Origin of the sequence: Caulobacter sp. Root487D2Y (genome assembly GCF_001427165.1) — a bacterium.
Taxonomy (GTDB): domain Bacteria; phylum Pseudomonadota; class Alphaproteobacteria; order Caulobacterales; family Caulobacteraceae; genus Caulobacter.
The window spans coordinates 341,966-360,099 of record NZ_LMFD01000010.1 but is presented as its reverse complement, the minus strand read 5'-3'; the positions used below and the strand labels follow the sequence as shown (position 1 = coordinate 360,099).

Annotated in this window: 18 protein-coding genes; 15 read left to right on the top strand and 3 right to left on the bottom strand. The window is 68.7% G+C overall.

The features are described 5' to 3' along the window. Positions 1-37 precede the first annotated feature (37 nt). Positions 38-505 carry an Lrp/AsnC family transcriptional regulator gene (locus ASD38_RS11585; protein ID WP_056460231.1) on the bottom strand — a complete coding sequence of 156 codons (468 nt, stop codon included), beginning with the start codon at positions 503-505 and terminating at the stop codon, positions 38-40. Positions 506-624: 119 nt separating this feature from the next. Here ASD38_RS11585 and ASD38_RS11580 point away from each other — a divergent pair, with 119 nt between their 5' ends. After that, positions 625-885 (top strand): DUF6356 family protein, encoded by a 261-nt coding sequence (locus tag ASD38_RS11580; protein WP_056441146.1) that lies wholly within the window; start codon positions 625-627, stop codon positions 883-885. Between the two features lie 15 nt (positions 886-900). Here ASD38_RS11580 and ASD38_RS23900 read toward each other — a convergent pair whose 3' ends face one another. Then, the gene (locus ASD38_RS23900) at positions 901-1,326 is read right to left on the bottom strand and encodes a hypothetical protein (protein WP_056460229.1); all 426 of its coding nucleotides are present in this window, start codon (positions 1,324-1,326) and stop codon (positions 901-903) included. A gap of 335 nt (positions 1,327-1,661) precedes the next feature. Between ASD38_RS23900 and ASD38_RS11570 the strand changes: the two genes are divergently transcribed. The 4 genes from ASD38_RS11570 (at position 1,662) to ASD38_RS11555 (ending at position 8,475) form a co-directional block, all read left to right on the top strand. After that, entirely contained in the window at positions 1,662-3,113 is a 1,452-nt protein-coding gene (locus ASD38_RS11570) for an amino acid permease (protein ID WP_156390672.1), read from the top strand. 38 nt (positions 3,114-3,151) lie between these two features. After that, entirely contained in the window at positions 3,152-5,431 is a 2,280-nt protein-coding gene (locus ASD38_RS11565; protein ID WP_056460225.1) for a S8 family peptidase, read from the top strand. A 164-nt stretch (positions 5,432-5,595) separates the two neighbouring features. Beyond that, a complete protein-coding gene (locus ASD38_RS11560; protein WP_056440386.1) occupies positions 5,596-6,744 on the top strand; it encodes an acyl-CoA dehydrogenase family protein in 1,149 nt (382 codons plus the stop codon). 138 nt (positions 6,745-6,882) lie between these two features. Then, the gene (locus ASD38_RS11555; RefSeq protein ID WP_056460223.1) at positions 6,883-8,475 is read left to right on the top strand and encodes a globin-coupled sensor protein; all 1,593 of its coding nucleotides are present in this window, start codon (positions 6,883-6,885) and stop codon (positions 8,473-8,475) included. Between the two features lie 221 nt (positions 8,476-8,696). Here ASD38_RS11555 and ASD38_RS11550 read toward each other — a convergent pair whose 3' ends face one another. Beyond that, positions 8,697-9,008 (bottom strand): hypothetical protein, encoded by a 312-nt coding sequence (locus tag ASD38_RS11550; protein WP_012284370.1) that lies wholly within the window; start codon positions 9,006-9,008, stop codon positions 8,697-8,699. A 420-nt stretch (positions 9,009-9,428) separates the two neighbouring features. On the opposite strand from ASD38_RS11550, the gene ASD38_RS11545 reads away from it, so the two are divergent. Genes ASD38_RS11545 through ASD38_RS11500 form a run of 10 tightly spaced genes read left to right on the top strand, consistent with a single transcriptional unit; the run spans position 9,429 to position 18,133 of the window. Further along, on the top strand, positions 9,429-11,396 hold the full coding sequence (locus ASD38_RS11545; protein WP_056440390.1) for a methyl-accepting chemotaxis protein: 1,968 nt from the start codon (positions 9,429-9,431) through the stop codon (positions 11,394-11,396). Next, complete coding sequence (locus ASD38_RS11540; RefSeq protein ID WP_056460221.1) at positions 11,396-11,683, top strand: STAS domain-containing protein; 288 nt, start codon at positions 11,396-11,398, stop codon at positions 11,681-11,683. Before ASD38_RS11545 ends, ASD38_RS11540 begins: the two co-directional genes overlap by 1 nt. After that, positions 11,680-12,045: a response regulator gene (locus ASD38_RS11535; protein ID WP_056440394.1), complete on the top strand. Its 366-nt coding sequence runs from the start codon at positions 11,680-11,682 to the stop codon at positions 12,043-12,045. The genes ASD38_RS11540 and ASD38_RS11535 overlap by 4 nt, the downstream gene beginning before the upstream one ends. Positions 12,046-12,095: 50 nt before the next feature. Continuing rightward, complete coding sequence (locus ASD38_RS11530) at positions 12,096-14,390, top strand: chemotaxis protein CheA (RefSeq protein ID WP_056460220.1); 2,295 nt, start codon at positions 12,096-12,098, stop codon at positions 14,388-14,390. Positions 14,391-14,394: 4 nt separating this feature from the next. After that, on the top strand, positions 14,395-14,862 hold the full coding sequence (locus ASD38_RS11525) for a chemotaxis protein CheW (protein WP_056440398.1): 468 nt from the start codon (positions 14,395-14,397) through the stop codon (positions 14,860-14,862). Position 14,863: 1 nt separating this feature from the next. Further along, positions 14,864-15,748, top strand: coding sequence for a CheR family methyltransferase (locus tag ASD38_RS11520; protein WP_056460219.1), 885 nt, complete (start codon positions 14,864-14,866; stop codon positions 15,746-15,748). Continuing rightward, positions 15,748-16,776 carry a protein-glutamate methylesterase/protein-glutamine glutaminase gene (locus tag ASD38_RS11515; RefSeq protein ID WP_056440402.1) on the top strand — a complete coding sequence of 343 codons (1,029 nt, stop codon included), beginning with the start codon at positions 15,748-15,750 and terminating at the stop codon, positions 16,774-16,776. Before ASD38_RS11520 ends, ASD38_RS11515 begins: the two co-directional genes overlap by 1 nt. Before the next feature lie 4 nt (positions 16,777-16,780). Then, positions 16,781-17,170, top strand: coding sequence for a response regulator (locus ASD38_RS11510; RefSeq protein WP_010918325.1), 390 nt, complete (start codon positions 16,781-16,783; stop codon positions 17,168-17,170). Continuing rightward, the gene (locus ASD38_RS11505; protein WP_056440404.1) at positions 17,167-17,742 is read left to right on the top strand and encodes a chemotaxis protein CheD; all 576 of its coding nucleotides are present in this window, start codon (positions 17,167-17,169) and stop codon (positions 17,740-17,742) included. Before ASD38_RS11510 ends, ASD38_RS11505 begins: the two co-directional genes overlap by 4 nt. A 4-nt stretch (positions 17,743-17,746) precedes the next feature. After that, positions 17,747-18,133 (top strand): hypothetical protein, encoded by a 387-nt coding sequence (locus ASD38_RS11500; protein ID WP_056440405.1) that lies wholly within the window; start codon positions 17,747-17,749, stop codon positions 18,131-18,133. The last annotated feature ends 1 nt before the right edge of the window (position 18,134 follow it).

Sequence of the window (18,134 nt, the reverse complement as noted above, 5' to 3'; positions counted from 1 at the left end):
CGTTCAGCCGGGTTGTCGGCGGTAACAAGGTCGCGCCTCACCCCATCGCGATCGGCAGGGCCGTCGTGAACTTGATCTGCTCCATCGCGAAGCTCGACGACACGTCGGTCAGCGGAGCGGTGGCGATCAGGCGGCGATAGAAGCGGTCATAGGCGGCGATGTCGCGGACCACGACCTTGAGCAGATAGTCGACGTCGCCGCTCATCCGGTAGAACTCGACCACCTCGGGCAGGGCCTTGGCGCCGGCCGCGAAGGTCGCAAGCCACTCCTCGTCGTGGCGGCCGGTCTTGACGGCCACGAACACCGTCAGCGGCAGGTCCAGGGCCTCGCGGTCGATCAGGGCGACGCGGGCGGTGATCACGCCGCTATCCTGCAGCCGCTTGATCCGCTTCCAGCACGGGGTCTGGGACAGGCCCACCCGTTCGGCCAGCTCGGCGATCGGGACGGTGGCGTCCTGCTGCAGAATCGCCAACAGGCGGCGGTCGATCTGGTCGAGCGAGATCATTCTATATCGCGGCCCATTTGGAGAATTCAATTCTCCCTAATTGCCACGAAGCCGTGTTTCAGACCATGTCATTCTCTCGAAGCGCGGCATCATGGAAAGGCGCAAATCCGAGGATGCTGATGCTCGACGCCTTCACCCGCCATCCGCGTTCGGTCGACGAGACCTATGGCGAGCACATGGCCGTGGCCTGGAGCTTCGCCTTTCCGATGCTGCTGGGCGGCCTGGCCTGTTTCGTCCACGGGATCTTCCCGTTCCTGTTCGAGACCACGGGCAGCCGCTGCGTGAAGCTGCTCCACACCCGCATCGCCAATCGCGGCCGCAAGTCGGCCGGGACCGACGCGCCGGTTCCCAACTGGGCGGCCTTCGACGCGGTGATCTGAGCTCAGGCGGCGCCGCTAGCCCGGACGATAGGCCCCCGTGCGGCGATCGAAGATGTAGCGCTGCACGAGAACGCCGCCTTCCGTCGTCACGACGTCGGCGGTGATGGAGTCGGCGTCGGTCTCCTTGACGGCGCCCAGCTTGACACGGGGATTGGCCTGGTACTGGAGGTAGCTCTCCATGTAGGCCTTCACGTCGGCCGCGCCGAGGTTCAGGCTTGATTGGCGAGCGCCCCAGCCGGGGCCCATGTAGCCGCAACCGGCGCACCAGGTCCCGTTGTGCATCATCATGCCGGGACCCATCATGCCGCGCCCCATCATGCCGCGGCCCATCATGCCCCCAGTCCCGGCGCCCAGGCCGGGTCCGGATTGGGCGATGGCGAGGCCCGCCACGGCCAGGGCCATGGCGATCGCCGCCCCGGTGGCGATTTTGGAAACGCGCATTGGACGTCCTCCTGTTTGATTTCCAACAGTCTTGCGAGCTGGATGTGACTGACGGTGCGCGCCGCCGCGATCGAGGCCTTGATCGACATCAACCTGACGCCGCCTCGATCGAGAGGCGGCTTCCGACCCCGATGTGAGCGTCAGCTGTACAAGCTTGTCAGGAAACGTCGTCGGCGGAGCAAATTCTCCCCCTTGGCGACGCGGCGCGCCTAGCCCATCGTCCCCGCCCGCGCCTGTCCCTAGGGGACAGACGCGAATCAAACATTCAGAGCGTGGCGGGCGCCGAAACCGGCATCCGCTTTCGGCCGCCACGCTCTGGAGCCGGGGAGGACTTGATGAGTTTCTGGAACCGCCGCAAGGCGATCGACACCGCCGCCGGCGATCCCGCCCACGCGCTGAAAAAGACCCTGAGCTGGTATCACCTGATCGCGCTGGGCGTCGGCGCCATCGTCGGCACGGGCATCTACACCCTGACCGGCGTCGGGGCGGGCCTGGCCGGGCCGGGCGTGATGCTGTCGTTCCTGATCGCCGGGGCGGTCTGCGCCTGCGCGGCCCTGTGTTACGCCGAGCTGTCGACGATGATCCCGGCCTCGGGCAGCGCCTACACCTACAGCTACGTGGCCATGGGCGAGCCGGTCGCCTGGTTCGTCGGCTGGAGCCTGATCCTCGAATACACCCTGGTCTGCGCCGCCGTGGCGGTGGGCTGGTCGGCCCACGCCACCGGCCTGTTCCGCATGGCCGGCTTTCCCGAATTCCTGCTGGCCGGACCGCACGTCGAGTTCGCCGACGGCACGCATGGCCTGGTCAACCTGCCGGCCGTGATCATCTCGTTCGCCGTGGCCGGGCTGCTGGCCCTGGGGACCAAGGAAAGCGCCACGGTCAACATGGTCCTGGTGGTGATCAAGATCGCGGCCCTGGCCCTGTTCGTGGTCCTGTGCCTGCCGGCCTTCGACGCCGGCCACTTCACGCCGTTCATGCCCCAGGGCTTCGCCGCCCATACCGTCGCGGGGGCGGCTGGACCGGACGCGATCAAGGTCGGGGTGATGGCCGCCGCCAGCCTGATCTTCTTCGCCTTCTACGGCTTCGACGCGGTCTCGACCGCCGCCGAGGAGACCAAGAACCCCAAGCGCGACCTGACGATCGGCATCGTCGGCTCGATGCTGATCTGCACCCTGATCTACATGCTGGTCGCCGCCGTCGCGATCGGCGCCTCGCGGGCCGAGGTGTTCTCCAAGAGCGAGGCGCCGCTGGTGTTCATCCTGGAGACCCTTCAGCATCCGAAGATGGCGCAGCTGGTGGCCCTGGCCGCGGTGGTCGCCCTGCCGACCGTGATCCTGGCCTTCATGTACGGCCAGAGCCGGATCTTCTTCGTGATGGCCCGCGACGGCCTGCTGCCGCCGGCCCTGTCGCGGGTGAACGCCAAGACCGGCACCCCGGTGCTGATGACCCTGCTGACCGGGGCCTTGTCGGCGTTGCTGTCGGGCCTGCTGTCGCTGAAGGACATCGCCGAGCTGGCCAACGCCGGCACCCTGGCGGCCTTCATCGCCGTGGGCCTGTCGGTGATCGTCCTGCGGGTGCGCGATCCCAGCCGGCCGCGGGTGTTCGCCACGCCGCTGTGGCAATTGGTGGCGCCCGGCGCCATCCTGGGCTGTCTCTATCTGTTCTACAGTCTGCCGGCCAAGACCCAGCGCTACTTCCTGTACGCCCACCTGATCGGGGCGGCGGTGTATTTCCTCTACGGGGTGCGACGCAGCGCCCTGGCGCGGGCCGAGGCCGGCAAGGGGTAGGCTGCTCGCGACAGACCCCGGGGGTGATTTTGCGACGCTTGATTTGGTCTCGACTGTATCGCCCCAGGATCTGGCGGCCCAGCGTCTGGGTGCTGCTCGCCGCGATTCCGCTGGTCGCGTGCGGCGGAGGCGGCGGCGGGGGTTCGGGACCGTCTCCGGGCGTCGTCACACCGCCTCCCCCGCCGCCACCGCCACCACCCCCGCCGCCTCCGCCGCCGCCGCCGGCCTATCCCACCGCCGGAACCGCCGAATACCAGCGCGGCTGGAACCTCTCGGCGATCAACGCCGACGTCGCCTACGCCAAGGGCGCCAGCGGCCAGGGGATCACCGTGGCGGTCATCGACACCGGCGTGGACGCGACCCAGCCAGACCTGATCGGCGCGGTGTCGTCGGACTCCACCGACATCATCGGGCGCGGCGCCCTGGTCGGCTCCAGCCGCCACGGCACGCGGGTGGCCGACATCATCGCCGCGCGCTTCAACGGGGCCGGCACCGTGGGGGTCGCCTACGGCTCCACCATCCTGTCGATCCGGGCCGACGACAGCCGCAACTCCACCCCCGGCTGCCCCGACTGCGTCTTCGATTCCGACGACCTGGCCGACGCCCTGGACTACGCCGTGGCCAAGGGCGCCAAGGTGGTCAACCTGTCGCTCGGGGGCGATGGTCCGGAGGGGCCGAAGTTCGAGGGGGCCCTGACCCGGGCCGCCGCCGCCGGGACCGTGGTCGCCGTCTCTTCGGGCAATGACGGGGCCGCCGATCCGGAGTGGCCGGCCCGCTACGCCGTCGATCCGCGCTACGCCGGCTCGGTGATCGCGGTCGGCGCCCTGACCTCGACCGGGGCGATGGCCAGCTATTCCAACCGGGCCGGCGTGACGGCCAACGGCTATCTGGCCGCGCCCGGCGACGACATCCAGACCGAATGCGACGGTTCGGGGTGCTCGCTGGTGTCCGGCACCTCTTACGCCGCGCCCCAGGTGTCCGGCGCCCTGGCCCTGCTGCTGCAGGCCTTCCCCAATCTCTCGGGACGCGACGCGGTCGACATCCTGCTGCGCACCGCCAGCGATCTGGGGACGGCGGGAACCGACTCCACCTACGGCCGGGGCGGTCTGGACCTGGCCCGCGCCTTCGCGCCGGTGGGGACCAGCAGCCTGTCCCTGCCCGACGGCGGCGCGACGACGCTGACCGCCCCCGGCGTGGGCGGCAATGTCGCCTCGGCCTTCGGCTCGGCCCTGCGGCGCGCCGACGGCCTGCGCACGGTGATCCACGACGACTACAATCGCCTGTTCTCGGTCAACCTGGCCGACGGCCTGCCGGGCGACCGGCGCGGCGCCCTGCTGACCCCGCCGCCGATCCAGGCCTCCAGCCAGGTGGTGCTGGGCGGACCGGCCCTGGGCGGGCTGAACCTGGCGGTGTCGGTCGAGGGGCCGATCTTCGACGAGCGCGCCCACGAGCCCGAGCCGTCGCTGACCCTGGGTCCCCAACCGATGCGGTCGATGCGGATGCAGGTCGCCTATGGCCGCCTGAGCCTGTCCAGCTGGAGCGGCGAGGGCGGGGCGGCGGCCCCGGCCGGTCCGGCGGGCCGCGACGCGTTCCAGACCATCGCCCAGCCCGACCGCAGCACCCAGGCCGCCGTGCGCCTGGGCCGGTTCGCCCTGCTGGCCGAACAGGGCTCGGCCCATCCGCGCCGGCCGCTGCAGATCGTCGAGATCGAGGGCTCCAGCTACACCTCGGCCACGGGCATGATGGAGGTCGGCGACGCCCTGTTCAGCCTGACCGGCGGCGCGCTGGACGAGCCGCTGGGGCCGCTGGGCTCATACCTGACGCCCGGCACCACCCTGGCCCTGCCGGCCAAGACCCGGTTCGGGGCGGCGGCGCTGGACCTCTATCCGCGCCCCGGCCTGACGCTGCACGCCGACCTGTCGATCGGCCGCACGGGGGTGGAGGGCGGCCTGCTGTCGCTGGACAGCGCCATCAGCAGCGCCTGGCGGCTGGAAGCCGGCGCCGACTGCCGACTGGTCGGCTGGGCCTGCTCGCGCCTGACCTTCGGCGTCTCCCAGCCCCTGCGCATCGAAGGCGGCAGGTTCCAGGCCATGCTGGCCGACGTGCCGCTGGCCTATGACGACCCGCTGACCTTCTCGACTCGCCGGTTCAGCGCCGCGCCCGACGGTCGCGAGATCGATCTGAGCCTGGGCCTGGAGCGCGCCTTCGGCCCCTGGCGCTCGCTGGTGGTGCGCACCAGCCTGGCCCTGCAGCCGGGTCACCAGGCCGATGCGGCGCCGGAGGTCGGGGCCTTGGCGACCTGGCGATCGCGGTTCTGAGGCGTTTCGAGCGAAGTGGACGCCGGTTCGCTTGAGGAACCGCGCCAAACAAGAAGCCAGGGCGGGTTCGGCTTCTTGGCGATGAACCCGCCCTAACCTCTTTCCTTCCGGCGTTCCGCCGCTACAGTCTGCTCAAAACAAGTGTTTGAAGCGGAAGGAACGCCATGGCCCTGGACCTCGAGACCCGCGAGCAGCTGATCGACACGGTGCGCCGGTTCGTCGCCGAGCGGCTGCGCCCGATCGAGGCCAAGGTCGCCGAGGACGACGCCGTGCCGGCCGAGATCATCGAGGAGATGAAGGGGCTGGGACTGTTCGGCCTGTCCATCCCCGAGGACTTCGGCGGCCTGGGCCTGAACATGGAGGAGGAATGCCTGGTCGGGATCGAGCTGGGGCGGGCCTCGCCGGCCTTCCGCTCGGCGTTCGGCACCAATGTCGGCATCGGCAGCCAGGGGCTGGTGATGTTCGGCACGGACGACCAGAAGGCCAAGTGGCTGCCCGGCATCGCCTCGGGCGAGATCGTCACCTCGTTCGCCCTGACCGAGCCGGAGGCCGGGTCCGACAGCGCCGCGGTCCAGACCCGGGCCGTGCTGGACGGCGACGACTACGTGCTGAACGGCTCCAAGCGCTACATCACCAACGCCGGCAAGGCCTCGCTGTTCACGGTGATGGCCCGCACCAATCCCGAGGCCAAGGGCGGTTCGGGCGTCTCGGCCTTCCTGGTGCCGCGCGATCTGCCCGGTCTGTCGGTCAGCAAGCCCGAGAAGAAGATGGGCCAGCAGGGCGCCCACATCCACGACGTGACCTTCGACAATGTCCGCGTGCCGGCCTGGAACCGGCTGGGCGAGGAGGGCGAGGGCTTCAAGGTGGCCATGCAGGTGCTGGACCGGGGGCGGCTGCACATCGCCAGCGTCTGCGTCGGGGTGGCCGAGCGGCTGCTGGTCGACTGCGTGGCCTATGCCAGCGAGCGCAAGCAGTTCGGCCAGCCGATCGCCAGCTTCCAGCTGATCCAGGCGATGATCGCCGACAGCAAGACCGAGGCCCTGGCGGCCCGGGCGCTGGTCCTGGAGACCGCCCGCAAGCGCGACGCCGGCGAGGGCGTGACCCTGGAGGCCGCGGCCGCCAAGCTGTTCGCCTCGGAAATGGTCGGCCGGGTCGCCGACCGGGCGGTGCAGATCTTCGGCGGGGCCGGCTATGTCGCCGATTACGGCATCGAGCGCCTGTATCGCGACGTGCGGATCTTCCGGATCTACGAGGGCACCAGCCAGATCCAGCAACTGGTCATCGCCCGGGAAACGATCAAGCGGGGCGGGTAGGCTGGTCCGATCTCCGTGCGGCCGCGACCTTTTCGTGAATGCGTCGACTTGCCGCGCGCGTGGCGAGAATTCTTAAGACCTCGTTATCCATGCTGACCGAGGTTCCTCCCACGCCAATTTGCACGGGAACGACCGACGATGACGCACGACCGGACGATCAGTGAAAGGGTTGCGTTCATCGGCCTGGACGACAAGGCGAGGACCGCGTTGCGGGATCTTCGCCCGCTGATCCAGAAGGAGGTCGGCCCGGCCCTCGCCGCGTTCTACGCCAAGGTCCAGAACACGCCGGAGACCCGCGCGTTCTTCAAGGACGAGCGCCACATGGACTCGGCCAAGGATCGCCAGCAAGACCACTGGGGCGCCATCGCCGAGGCCGATTTCAGCGACTCCTACATCCAGGCCGTCCGCACGGTCGGCGAGGTCCACGCCCGGATCGGGCTGGAGCCGCGCTGGTATATCGGCGGCTACGCGGTGGTCGTCGATCACCTGATCCGGGCGACGATCCAGTCGTTCTGGCCGCGGGGGCTGATGTCGAAGGGCGATTCCAGCAAGGCTGGCGAGGCTGTCGGCGCGCTTGTGAAGGCGGCCCTGCTCGACATGGACTTCGCCATCTCGACCTATCTCGAGGCCATCGAGACCGAGCGCCAGAAACTCGATGCGGCGCGGCTTGAGAACGAGGCTAGCCAGACGGCGCTGGTCGACGCGCTCGCCGGCGCCCTGGAGCGCCTGGCGGCGGGCGACCTGGTCGGCCGCATGACGGCCGAGGTGAAGCCGCAGTTCCAGAAGCTGAAGGACGATTTCAACACGGCGATCGATACGCTCGAGGTGGCGATGTCCCGCGTGACCGCGGCGACGGGCGGCATCCAGGCGGGCTCGGACGAGATCGGCGCCGCCGCCGACGACCTGTCGCGCCGCACCGAACAGCAGGCCGCCAGCCTGGAGGAGACCGCCGCGGCGCTGGACCAGATCACGGCCACCGTCCGCCGCTCGGCGGCCGACGCCAAGCAGGTCTCCGAAGTGGTCGCCGGCGCCAAGACCGAGGCCGAACGTTCGGGTGTCGTCGTCGACCAGGCGGTGGCGGCCATGGGCGGGATCGAGACCTCGTCGCGGGAGATTAGCAACATCATCGGCGTCATCGACGAAATCGCCTTCCAGACCAACCTGCTGGCTCTGAACGCGGGGGTGGAAGCCGCTCGTGCGGGCGACGCCGGCCGCGGCTTCGCGGTCGTCGCCCAGGAGGTGCGGGCCCTGGCCCAGCGCTCGGCCGACGCGGCGCGGGAGATCAAGACCCTGATCGGCGCCTCGACCGCCCAGGTGGCCGCCGGGGTCGGCCTGGTGGGGCAGACGGGCGAAGCCCTGCGCGGGATCGTCGACAAGGTGGCGGAGATCGACACCCTGATCCTGCAGATCTCGGCCTCGGCCCAGGAACAGGCCACGGGCCTGGCCCAGGTCAACACCGCGGTCAATCAGATGGACCAGGTCACCCAGCAGAACGCCGCCATGGTCGAGCAGACGACCGCCGCGACCCATTCCCTGAAGGGTCAAACGGCCGAGCTGGTCAATCTGATCGGAGCGTTCACGGTGGGCCAGCGGGCCGAGGCCAGCCCCGCGCGGCGGCCCGCGGCGCGATCACCGGCGCCGATCCGACCGACGGCCCGCCCGGGCGCGACGGCGCGCCCGGCGGCTCGGGCCGGCAACACCGCGGTCAAACAGGAGTGGCAGGAATTCTAGACCGCGACCGCCCGTTTGTCCGGCCGGGGGACTCTCCCCGGCCGAATGGCGGGCGGCCCGGCGAGCGTTCGCCGCGCCCCATCGGCGCCGATGGGGTCCCCAAACGCAAAACGCCCCCGCTGGCCCCTAGCCGGAACGTCCCCTGTAAGGACGCTCCGGCGGAGCCAGCGGAGGCGTGTTCAGGTCCCCCCAAGCAAGGCCTGGAAAAGGAGCTTTAAAACTTACGCGCCGCCCGGGAAGCGGAAGGGCACCTTCACGGTGCCGGTCTTGGCGCCCATCGGCAGCTTTTCAGCGATGCACATGGCGGCCTTGTCGAAACCCTTGCCCGCGGCGCTGTTGTCCACGACCTTGCATTCCGTGAGCTTGCCCGCGTCGGCGGTGCATTCCAGCATCACCTGAGCGGCGTCGCGGGTGTTCGCGAATTGCTGCAGGCAACGGCCCATTTGGTCTTCGAAACCACCAGCCGCCGAGGCGGCTTGGGCGACGAAAAAGCTGCCTGCGATTCCCGCGGCAATAGCGATCGGATATTTCATCCCGCTGCTCCTAGTAGTGTTGTCTCGCCCTTCGGACGGTCGCGTCGTCCGGACGCCTGAGCTTTTTCGCATAAGCGAGTTAAAATATTCTGAGTCATCGAAAGATGGCTTTATTTACTCATTGATAACCACGATTATTTGGCGAATACGCTCGTTTCACTCGAAACTAGACTCTGATTTCGCCTTTTAAGACTCCGCTCCCCCGCGAGCGTGACTCACGCGCGCGCGCGGGCTCATTCCAGATTCCCAGGGCCAGGAGGGCTTGGAGGACGGCGAACGGCGGGAAATTCCGGGGGGTGCGACAGGCCCTGCGGCAAAGGCTCTTAACCAAAGTCAGGAACTATTAGGAATATGTCGTGATGATCCCCCTCGACGTTGGTGATCCGTGCGCACGGACCACCGCTAGAGGGGACCAATCCGATGAAGCGATTCCGGCTCGTCGATCTTCCATTGATCATCAAAATCGGCTTCGCGCCGGCGTTCGCCCTGCTCATGCTGGCCCTGATGGCCGGAGGGGCGATCGTCGTCCAGAAGAGCCAGTCCGCGGCGCTCAAGCAGGTCGTCGAACAGGACATGCGGATCAACAGCGAGATCCAGTCGCTGTCGCGCCGCATCACCAAGGCGCACGGCACGCTCTATCAGATCCTGGCCTCGAAGGCCGATCCGATGGCCCCGCCGGCCGGACCCCGCATCACCGAGCTGCTGGCCGAGTTCGACGCCCTGGGCAAGGAAACCAAAGGCCTCTCGTCCAAGCTGCCCGCCTCGGAGCGTCCGAAGATCGAGTCCCTGGTCAAGTCGCTCGACGAATGCCGCAGCGCCATCGACACGGTCAGCGGCATGATCGATGTCGACATCGGCATGGCCAACAGCTTCGCCGGCAGCTTCGAAGACACCTACGTCAAGATGGCCGCCCAACTGCAGAAGGTCGTCGACGACGCCGCCGCCCGCGCCACGACCCAGGCCGCCAAGCGTCAGGCCGAAGCCGCCGCCGCGATGAGCGCCACGATCGTCCTGTCGGTGATCACCCTGCTGGCGGTCGCCGGCCTGGCCTTCATGACCGTCATGACCACCCGCAAGTCGATCGGCGACATCGCCGGCGCGACCGAGCGTCTGTCGAAGGGCGACAATACGATCGACCTGGAGAAGATGACCCGCGGCGACGAGCTGGGCGCCATCGTCCGCTCGCTGAAGGTCTTCCGCGACAATCAGGTCCACCTCGAGCAGATGCGCGCCGAGCAGGAAAAGAACGCCGCCCTGACCGCCGACGAGCGTCGCGCCAAGGAAGAGTCCGCCGCCGCCGCGGCCCGCGAGAACGCCCTGGTGGTGTCGTCGCTGGCCGAGGCCCTGGAGCACCTGGCCAAGGGCGACCTGACGTTCCGCGTCCAGGCCGACTTCCCGGGCGACTACCGCAAGCTGAAGGACGACTTCAACGCCGCCATCACCCAGCTGCAGGAAACCATCAAGGTCATCGCGGCCTCGACGGACGGCCTGCGCACCGGCGCCGACGAGATCGCCCACGCCTCGGACGATCTGTCGCGCCGCACCGAGCAGCAAGCCGCCTCGCTGGAAGAGACCGCCGCCGCCCTGGACGAGCTGACCGCCACGGTGCGCCGCACCGCCAGCGGCGCCAAGCAGGCCTCCGAAGTGGTCTCCAGCACCCGCGGCGAAGCCACCCATTCGGGCCAGGTCGTGCACGAGGCCGTCTCGGCCATGGGCGCCATCGAGGACTCGTCCAAGCAGATCAACCAGATCATCGGCGTGATCGACGAGATCGCCTTCCAGACCAACCTGCTGGCCCTGAACGCCGGCGTCGAAGCGGCTCGCGCCGGTGACGCCGGCCGCGGCTTCGCGGTCGTGGCCCAGGAAGTCCGGGCCCTGGCCCAGCGTTCCGCCGAAGCGGCCAAGGAGATCAAGACGCTGATCTCGTCCTCGACCCAGCAGGTCAGCCAAGGCGTCAGCCTGGTCGGCCAGACCGGCGAGGCCCTGCAGCGGATCGTGGTCAAGGTCGGCGAGATCGACGCCCTGGTCACCGAGATCGCCGCCTCGGCCGCCGAACAGGCGACCGGCCTCAACGAAGTGAACACCGCCGTCAACCAGATGGACCAGGTCACTCAGCAGAACGCCGCCATGGTCGAGCAGTCGACCGCCGCCACCCACTCGCTGAAGGGCGAGACCGGCGAGCTGGTGCGCCTGATCGGCCGCTTCCGGGTCGGCGACGGCCGCCAGCAGACGGCCTCGTACGAGCGTCCGCAGATGGCCGATCCCGCCCAGCACGCCCCCGCCGCCAATCCGGTGGCTGAACAACGCGCTCGCCTCAACGCCTTCGCCCGTCCCGGGCGTGGCGGGGCCGCGACCGCCCCCGCCGCCGACGGCTGGGAGGAGTTTTGATGTCGACCGCGATCGCTCTGCCTGAAACCCTTGATCTGAAAGCGTCGGCGCCGCTCAAGCAGGCGTTCGTCGAACGCCGCGGCCAGGACATCGAAGTCCATGCCGACCAGGTCCGCCGTCTCGGCGGCCTGTGCCTTCAGGTCCTGCTCGCCGCCCGCAAGGCGTGGGACGAGGACGGCAAACCCTTTCTGATCACCGCGCCTTCCGAGGCGTTCGTGGAAACCATCCGTCTGTTCGGGGCCGAAGGGGCTTTGCTTCAGACTGACATCCAAGGAGCTGCATCGTGACGCGTACTGTCCTCACGGTCGATGACTCGCGTACGATGCGGGACATGCTGCGCATGGCCCTGTCCGGCGCCGGATTCAACGTCGTCGAAGCCGTCGACGGCGAACACGGGCTGGAAGTTCTGTCCGCCCATCGCCCGGACGTGATCATCACCGACATCAACATGCCCAAGCTGGACGGCTTCGGCTTCATCGAGGCGGTGCGGATCGACGACGATTATCGCGCCATCCCGATCCTGGTGCTGACCACGGAAAGCGATCCCAGCAAGAAGCAGCGGGCTCGGGAAGCCGGCGCGACGGGCTGGATCGTCAAGCCGTTCAACCCGGAAAAGCTCGTTGAGGCGATCCGCCGCGTCGCGGCCTGATCGCACGAGTGCTCTAGGTACTTTGAAGACGCTTTGTAGGAAGTCGGGGAATGGACGAGCTAGAGGCCATCAAGGTCACCTTCTTTCAGGAATGCGAGGAACTCCTCGCGGATCTTGAAGGCGGGCTCTTGGCCATGCAGGACGGCAACGACGATGGCGACACCGTCAACGCCGTTTTCCGGGCCGTGCACTCGATCAAGGGCGGGGCGGGAGCCTTCGGCCTGGAACCGCTGGTGCGCTTCGCCCACGTGTTCGAGACCCTGCTCGACGCGCTGCGTTCCAATGAGATCCCCAGCACGCCGGACCTGACCGCGGTCCTGCTGCGCGCTTCGGACGTGCTGGCCGACCATGTCAGCGCCGCCCGCGGACTGGGCACGGTCGACATGGCCGCCTCGGCCGCCATGGCCGCCGAACTGAAGATCTGGACCGATCCCAACGCCGCTCCGGCGCCCGCCGCCGCCGCGCCGGTCGAAACCTCCCAGTATGTCGACGCCGCGCCGATCGTCATCGGCGCGGACGACGACGGCATGGACGACGACGATCTGGGCTTCGACTTCCAGCCGATGACCATCAGCCTCGACGCGCAGGCCGAAGACGCCGCCGTGCTCGAGGACAACGTCTGGACCGTGTCGATCCGTCCGAAATCGGACCTCTATCGCAAGGCCAACGAGACCGCCCTGCTGTTGCGCGAGCTGAGCCGGCTGGGTCCGGTCCAGGCGACGCTGGACGACAGCGCCCTGCCGGCCCTGGAATTCCTCGACCCCGAAGCCGCCTACGTCACCTGGAGCGTCCGGCTCGAGACCGAGCAGGGCGAAGAGGCCATCCGCGAAGTCTTCGAATTCGTCGACGGCGACTGCGATCTGGAGATCACCCGCGGCGAAGCCCCGGTGGCCGACGTGCTGGCGAGCCTGCTGAATGTCGCCGCTCCGGCGCCCGAACCCGAAACGGCTTTCGAAACCGCGTCGGCGCCGGAAACGGCCCTGATCGAAGCCCCCGTCGAAGCGCTCGCTCCGGTGGTCGAGGCCGCCGCTGCGGCTCCCGTCACGGCTCCGGCCCCCGCCGCGCCGCCGGTCGCCGCCAACGCTCCGGCCGCCCCGGCGGCGAAGCCCGCGCAGATCGACGTCCCCGGTCCAGGCCAGTCGGTGATCCGCGTCGATCCCGAGCGCATCGACCACCTGATCGACCTGGTCGGCGAGCTGGTCATCAACCAGGCCATGCTGGCCCAGCGGGTCGGCGAATACGGCATCGCCCCGTCCTCGAACCTGGCCATGGGTCTGGATGAGCTGGAGCAGCTCACCCGGCAGATCCAGGACAGCGTGATGGCCATCCGCGCCCAGCCGGTGAAGTCGGTGTTCCAGCGCATGCCGCGCCTGGTCCGCGAAGTCGCCAACATGACGGGCAAGCAGGCCCGCCTGGTGATGGACGGCGAGAACACCGAGGTCGACAAGACGGTCATCGAGCGTCTGGCCGATCCGATCACCCACATGCTGCGCAACGCCATCGACCACGGGCTGGAAAGCCCCGAGGAGCGCAAGGCGGCCGGCAAGAATCCGGAAGGCGTCGTGCGCCTGGCCGCCCTGCACCGCAGCGGCCGGATCGTCATCGAGGTCCAGGACGACGGCAAGGGCATCAACCGCGAGCGGGTGCTGTCGATCGCCGTCAAGAAGGGCCTGATCTCGCCCGACCTGACCCTGACCGACGAAGAGATCGACAACCTGATCTTCCTCCCCGGCTTCTCGACCGCGGACAAGATCTCGGACGTCTCGGGCCGCGGCGTCGGCATGGACGTGGTCAAGCGTTCGGTGCAGGCCCTGGGCGGCCGCATCTCGATCACCTCGCGTCCGGGCCTGGGCTCGACCTTCACCCTCAGCCTGCCGCTGACCCTGGCCGTACTGGACGGCATGGTGGTCGACGTGGCCGGCGAGACCCTGGTCATTCCCCTGGCCTGCATCGTCGAAAGCCTGCGCCCCAAGGCCGAGGAAATCCGGCCGCTGGGCCCGACGGGCTCGGTCCTGGCCGTGCGCGACAGCTTCGTGCCGCTGATCGATGTCGGCCTGACCCTGAACTACCGCACGACCTCGCCGCCGGCGACCGACGGCGTGGTGCTGCTGGTCGAGGGCGAGGACGGCTCGCGCGCCGCCCTGGTGGCCGACGCTATCCACGGCCAGCGCCAGGTGGTCATCAAGTCGCTGGAGCAAAACTACCAGCAGGTCGAGGGCGTCGCCGCCGCGACCATCCTGGGCGACGGCCGGGTGGCCCTGATCCTCGACGTCGACGCGGTGATCAATCTGCGCCGCCGCGGCCCGCCGGTTCCGTCCGATCCCACTCTCATCGCCGCGGAATAGCCCGATGAACGAACCCACACACATCGCCAGCAAAGAAACCCGCGAACTGATCTCGTTCCGCGTGGGTGAGCAGGAATACTGCGTGGACATCATGGCCGTCCGCGAGATCCGCGGCTGGAGCCCGGCGACCACCCTGCCGCAGTCGCCCGCCTACATGCGGGGCGTGATCAACCTGCGCGGCGCGGTCCTGCCGATCATGGACCTGGCGTGCCGGATCGGCATGCAGACCACCGAGCCGAACGTGCGCAGCGTGTTCATCGTCGTCCAGGCCGGCGACCGCACGGTCGGCCTGCTGGTCGACGCGGTGTCCGACATCCTGTCGATCACCGACGAGATGTGCCAGCCGACCCCGGACATCGCGTGCGAAAACGTTCGTCACTTCGTGCGCGGCATCATTTCCATCGAAGGGCGAATGATCAGCGAAATCTCGCTGGATCGCCTGCTCCCCGAGCGCGAGGCCCTGGCCGCTTAAGATGACCACACCCTCAGCCTCCTTCACGGATCGCCGCGAGGCCCTCGTCGATGGCGAGTTCGCCTTCACGAGCGCCGACTTCAAGCGGATCGCGGCCCTGCTGTACGATCAGGCCGGCATCAGCCTGCCTGACAGCAAGGCGACGCTGGTCTATTCGCGCCTGGCCAAGCGCCTGCGCACCCTGGGCCTGAAGACCTTCGCCGAGTACTGCACGTTCGTCGCGCAGGACGGCAATGTCGAAGAGCAGCAGAACATGCTCCGGGCGCTGACGACCAACGTCACCCGGTTCTTCCGCGAGCCGCATCACTTCGACGACCTGCGCGCCAACATCCTGGAGCCCATGGCCGACAAGGTGCGGGCCGGCGGGCGCCTGCGCCTGTGGTCGGCGGCCTGCTCGTCGGGCCAGGAACCCTATTCGATGGCCTTCACCGTGCTGTCGGTGTGGCCGAACGCCGCCGATCTGGACATCCGGATCCTGGGCACCGACATCGACACCAACGTGCTGGCCACCGGCCGGACGGCTGTCTACGAGGAGCAACTCCTCGAAGGCATCCCCCCCAACATGCGCGGCCAGTATTTCGAGCGTGACGCCGATGACCGTCGCAGCTTCCGCGTCTGCGAGGCCGCCCGCCAGATGGTGGCGTTCCGCGAGCTGAACCTGAACGGCCCCAGCTGGCCGATGAAGGGCCCGTTCGACGCCATCTTCTGCCGCAACGTCGTGATCTATTTCGACGAACCCACCCAGGAACGGGTCTGGCAGCGCTTCGCGCCGCTGGTGTCGCCGGGCGGCAAGCTCTATGTCGGCCACTCCGAACGCGTGGGCGCGTCGGTCACGGCGTTCGAAAGCGCCGGCCTGACCGCCTATCGCAAGGTGGGAGGTCGCTGATGGCCAAGATTCGCGTTCTCGTCGTCGACGACTCCGCCACCATGCGGGGCCTGATCACGGCCGCCCTGACCCGCGACCCCGAGATCGAGGTGGTCGGCGCCGCCGGCGATCCGTTCGAGGCCCGGGGCATGATCAAGGCCCTGAACCCCGACGTCGTCACCCTCGACATCGAGATGCCGAACATGAACGGCATCGAGTTCCTCGAGAAGATCATGCGCCTGCGGCCGATGCCGGTGGTCATGGTCTCGAGCCTCACCCAGGCCGGGGCCGAGATGACCCTGCGCGCGCTGGAGCTGGGCGCGGTCGACTGCGTGGGCAAGCCCACGACGGCGACCGGCACGGCCGAGGCGCTGGCCGAGGTGACCGACAAGGTCAAGGCCGCCGCCCGCGCCTCGGTGCGGACCAAGGCCGACGCCGCGCCGGCGACGCCGCGCCGTCAGAACTACCTGCCCTCGGGCGACATCGTGGCGATCGGCTCGTCGACCGGCGGGGTGGAAGCCCTGCTGTCGATCCTCAGCCAGTACCCCGAGACCGGCCCGCCGACGGTGATCACCCAGCACATGCCGGCCACCTTCACCGCCAGCTTCGCCGCCCGGCTCGACCGGGCCAGCGGCGCCAAGGTGCAGGAAGCCGTCGACGGCGCCCTGCTGGAGCCGGGCAAGGTCTATGTCGCTCCGGGCGGCGCGACCCACCTGGAAGTCGTGCGCTCGGCCGGGCTGCGCTGCCGCCTGACCCAGGGCGACCCCGTCAGCGGTCACCGGCCTTCGGTCGACGTGCTCTTCAATTCGGTGGCCCAGGCCGTCGGAGACAAGGCGGTCGGCGCCATCCTGACCGGCATGGGCCGCGACGGCGCGCAGGGACTTCTGGCCATGCGCAAGGCCGGCGCCCGCACGATCGGCCAGGACGAGCAGAGTTGCGTCGTCTACGGCATGCCTCGTACGGCTTTTGAACTCGGCGCGGTGGAGAAACAGGTCACCCTGTCCTCCATGGGCCAAACCATTCTCGATCTGGCCTCCGCGAGGCGATGAACCCATGCCCCAAGCAAGCACCATTTCCGTTCTCGTCGTCGATGACCAGCTGACCATGCGGGCGTTGATCCGCAACGCCTTGCAGCAGATCGGCTTCAAGGACATCCGCGAGGCTCCCGACGGCGAGGAGGCTCTGAAGAACCTGCTGGCCAAGCCGGCCAACCTGGTCATCTCGGACTTCAACATGCCGAAGATGGATGGGCTGGCGCTGCTGCGCGCGGTGCGCTCGCACCCGCCGATCCGCCAGACGGCCTTCGTCATGCTGACCGGCCGGGCCGACCGCGAGCTCGTGCAGCGCGCGGTGCAGTTCGGCGTCAACAACTACTGCGTCAAGCCGTTCACTGTTCAGGGTCTGAAGGAAAAGATCGAACAGGTCTTTGGCCAGCTGACATGATCCATCGAGATCCCCACCCCGACGAAGCGGGTCCGGCGATCAAGGTTCACGTCACTCAGGGCGAGAGCCACGTGTCGGCCGACCCCAGCGTGGTGATGACCACGGTGCTGGGATCGTGCATCGCCGCCTGCCTGCGCGATCCGACCACCGGCATCGGCGGCATGAACCACTTCCTGCTGCCCGACACCGGCGGCCGCGCCAACAACGACAATGGCGACGCCGTCCGTTACGGCGCCTACGCCATGGAGTTGCTGATCAACGGCCTGCTGAAGAAGGGCGCGCGCCGCGACCGTCTCGAGGCCAAGATCTTCGGCGGCGGCAAGCTGTTCGACGGCCTTTCGGACGTGGGCGCCAGCAACGCCGCGTTCGCCGAGCGCTTCCTGCGCGACGAAGGGATTCCGATCGTCTCGTCCAGCACCGGCGGCCTGTCGGCCCGGCGCGTCGAGTTCTGGCCGGCTTCCGGCCGGGTTCGCCAGCGCCTGGTCGCCGTCGACAACGCGCCGATGGAAGTCCGTCGTCCCGCGCCCATGCCCGTCCCCGCCGCCCACAGCGGCGAACTGGAGCTGTTCTGATCCTATGACCGCCCAGCCGCGCGCCTTGCCTCATGCTGACGAGACCCCCGGGCAACTGCGGGTGGGCGAGCTGTCGCGTCGGCTGGCGGCGGAACTGATGGCGGCGGCGGCGATCTGCCGCGACTGCGAACACATCGCCGGCGATCTGGCCGGCGGCGGCGCGGCGTTGGAGAACCTGTCGCGTCTGCAGGCCCTGGACGAGTTGAGCCAGCGCCTGCACGGCCTGTCGGACGTCCTGACCCGCATCGGCCAGCACGCTTCCGGGGAATGGAGCATGGCCGTCGAGCCGCTGCTCGAAGGGCTTGGCCTGGCTGATCTGGTGGTGCGTCTTCGCGACGCCGAAAACCATTCGGGCTGGGACGCCGAGGCCGGCGAACTCGACTTCTTCTAGA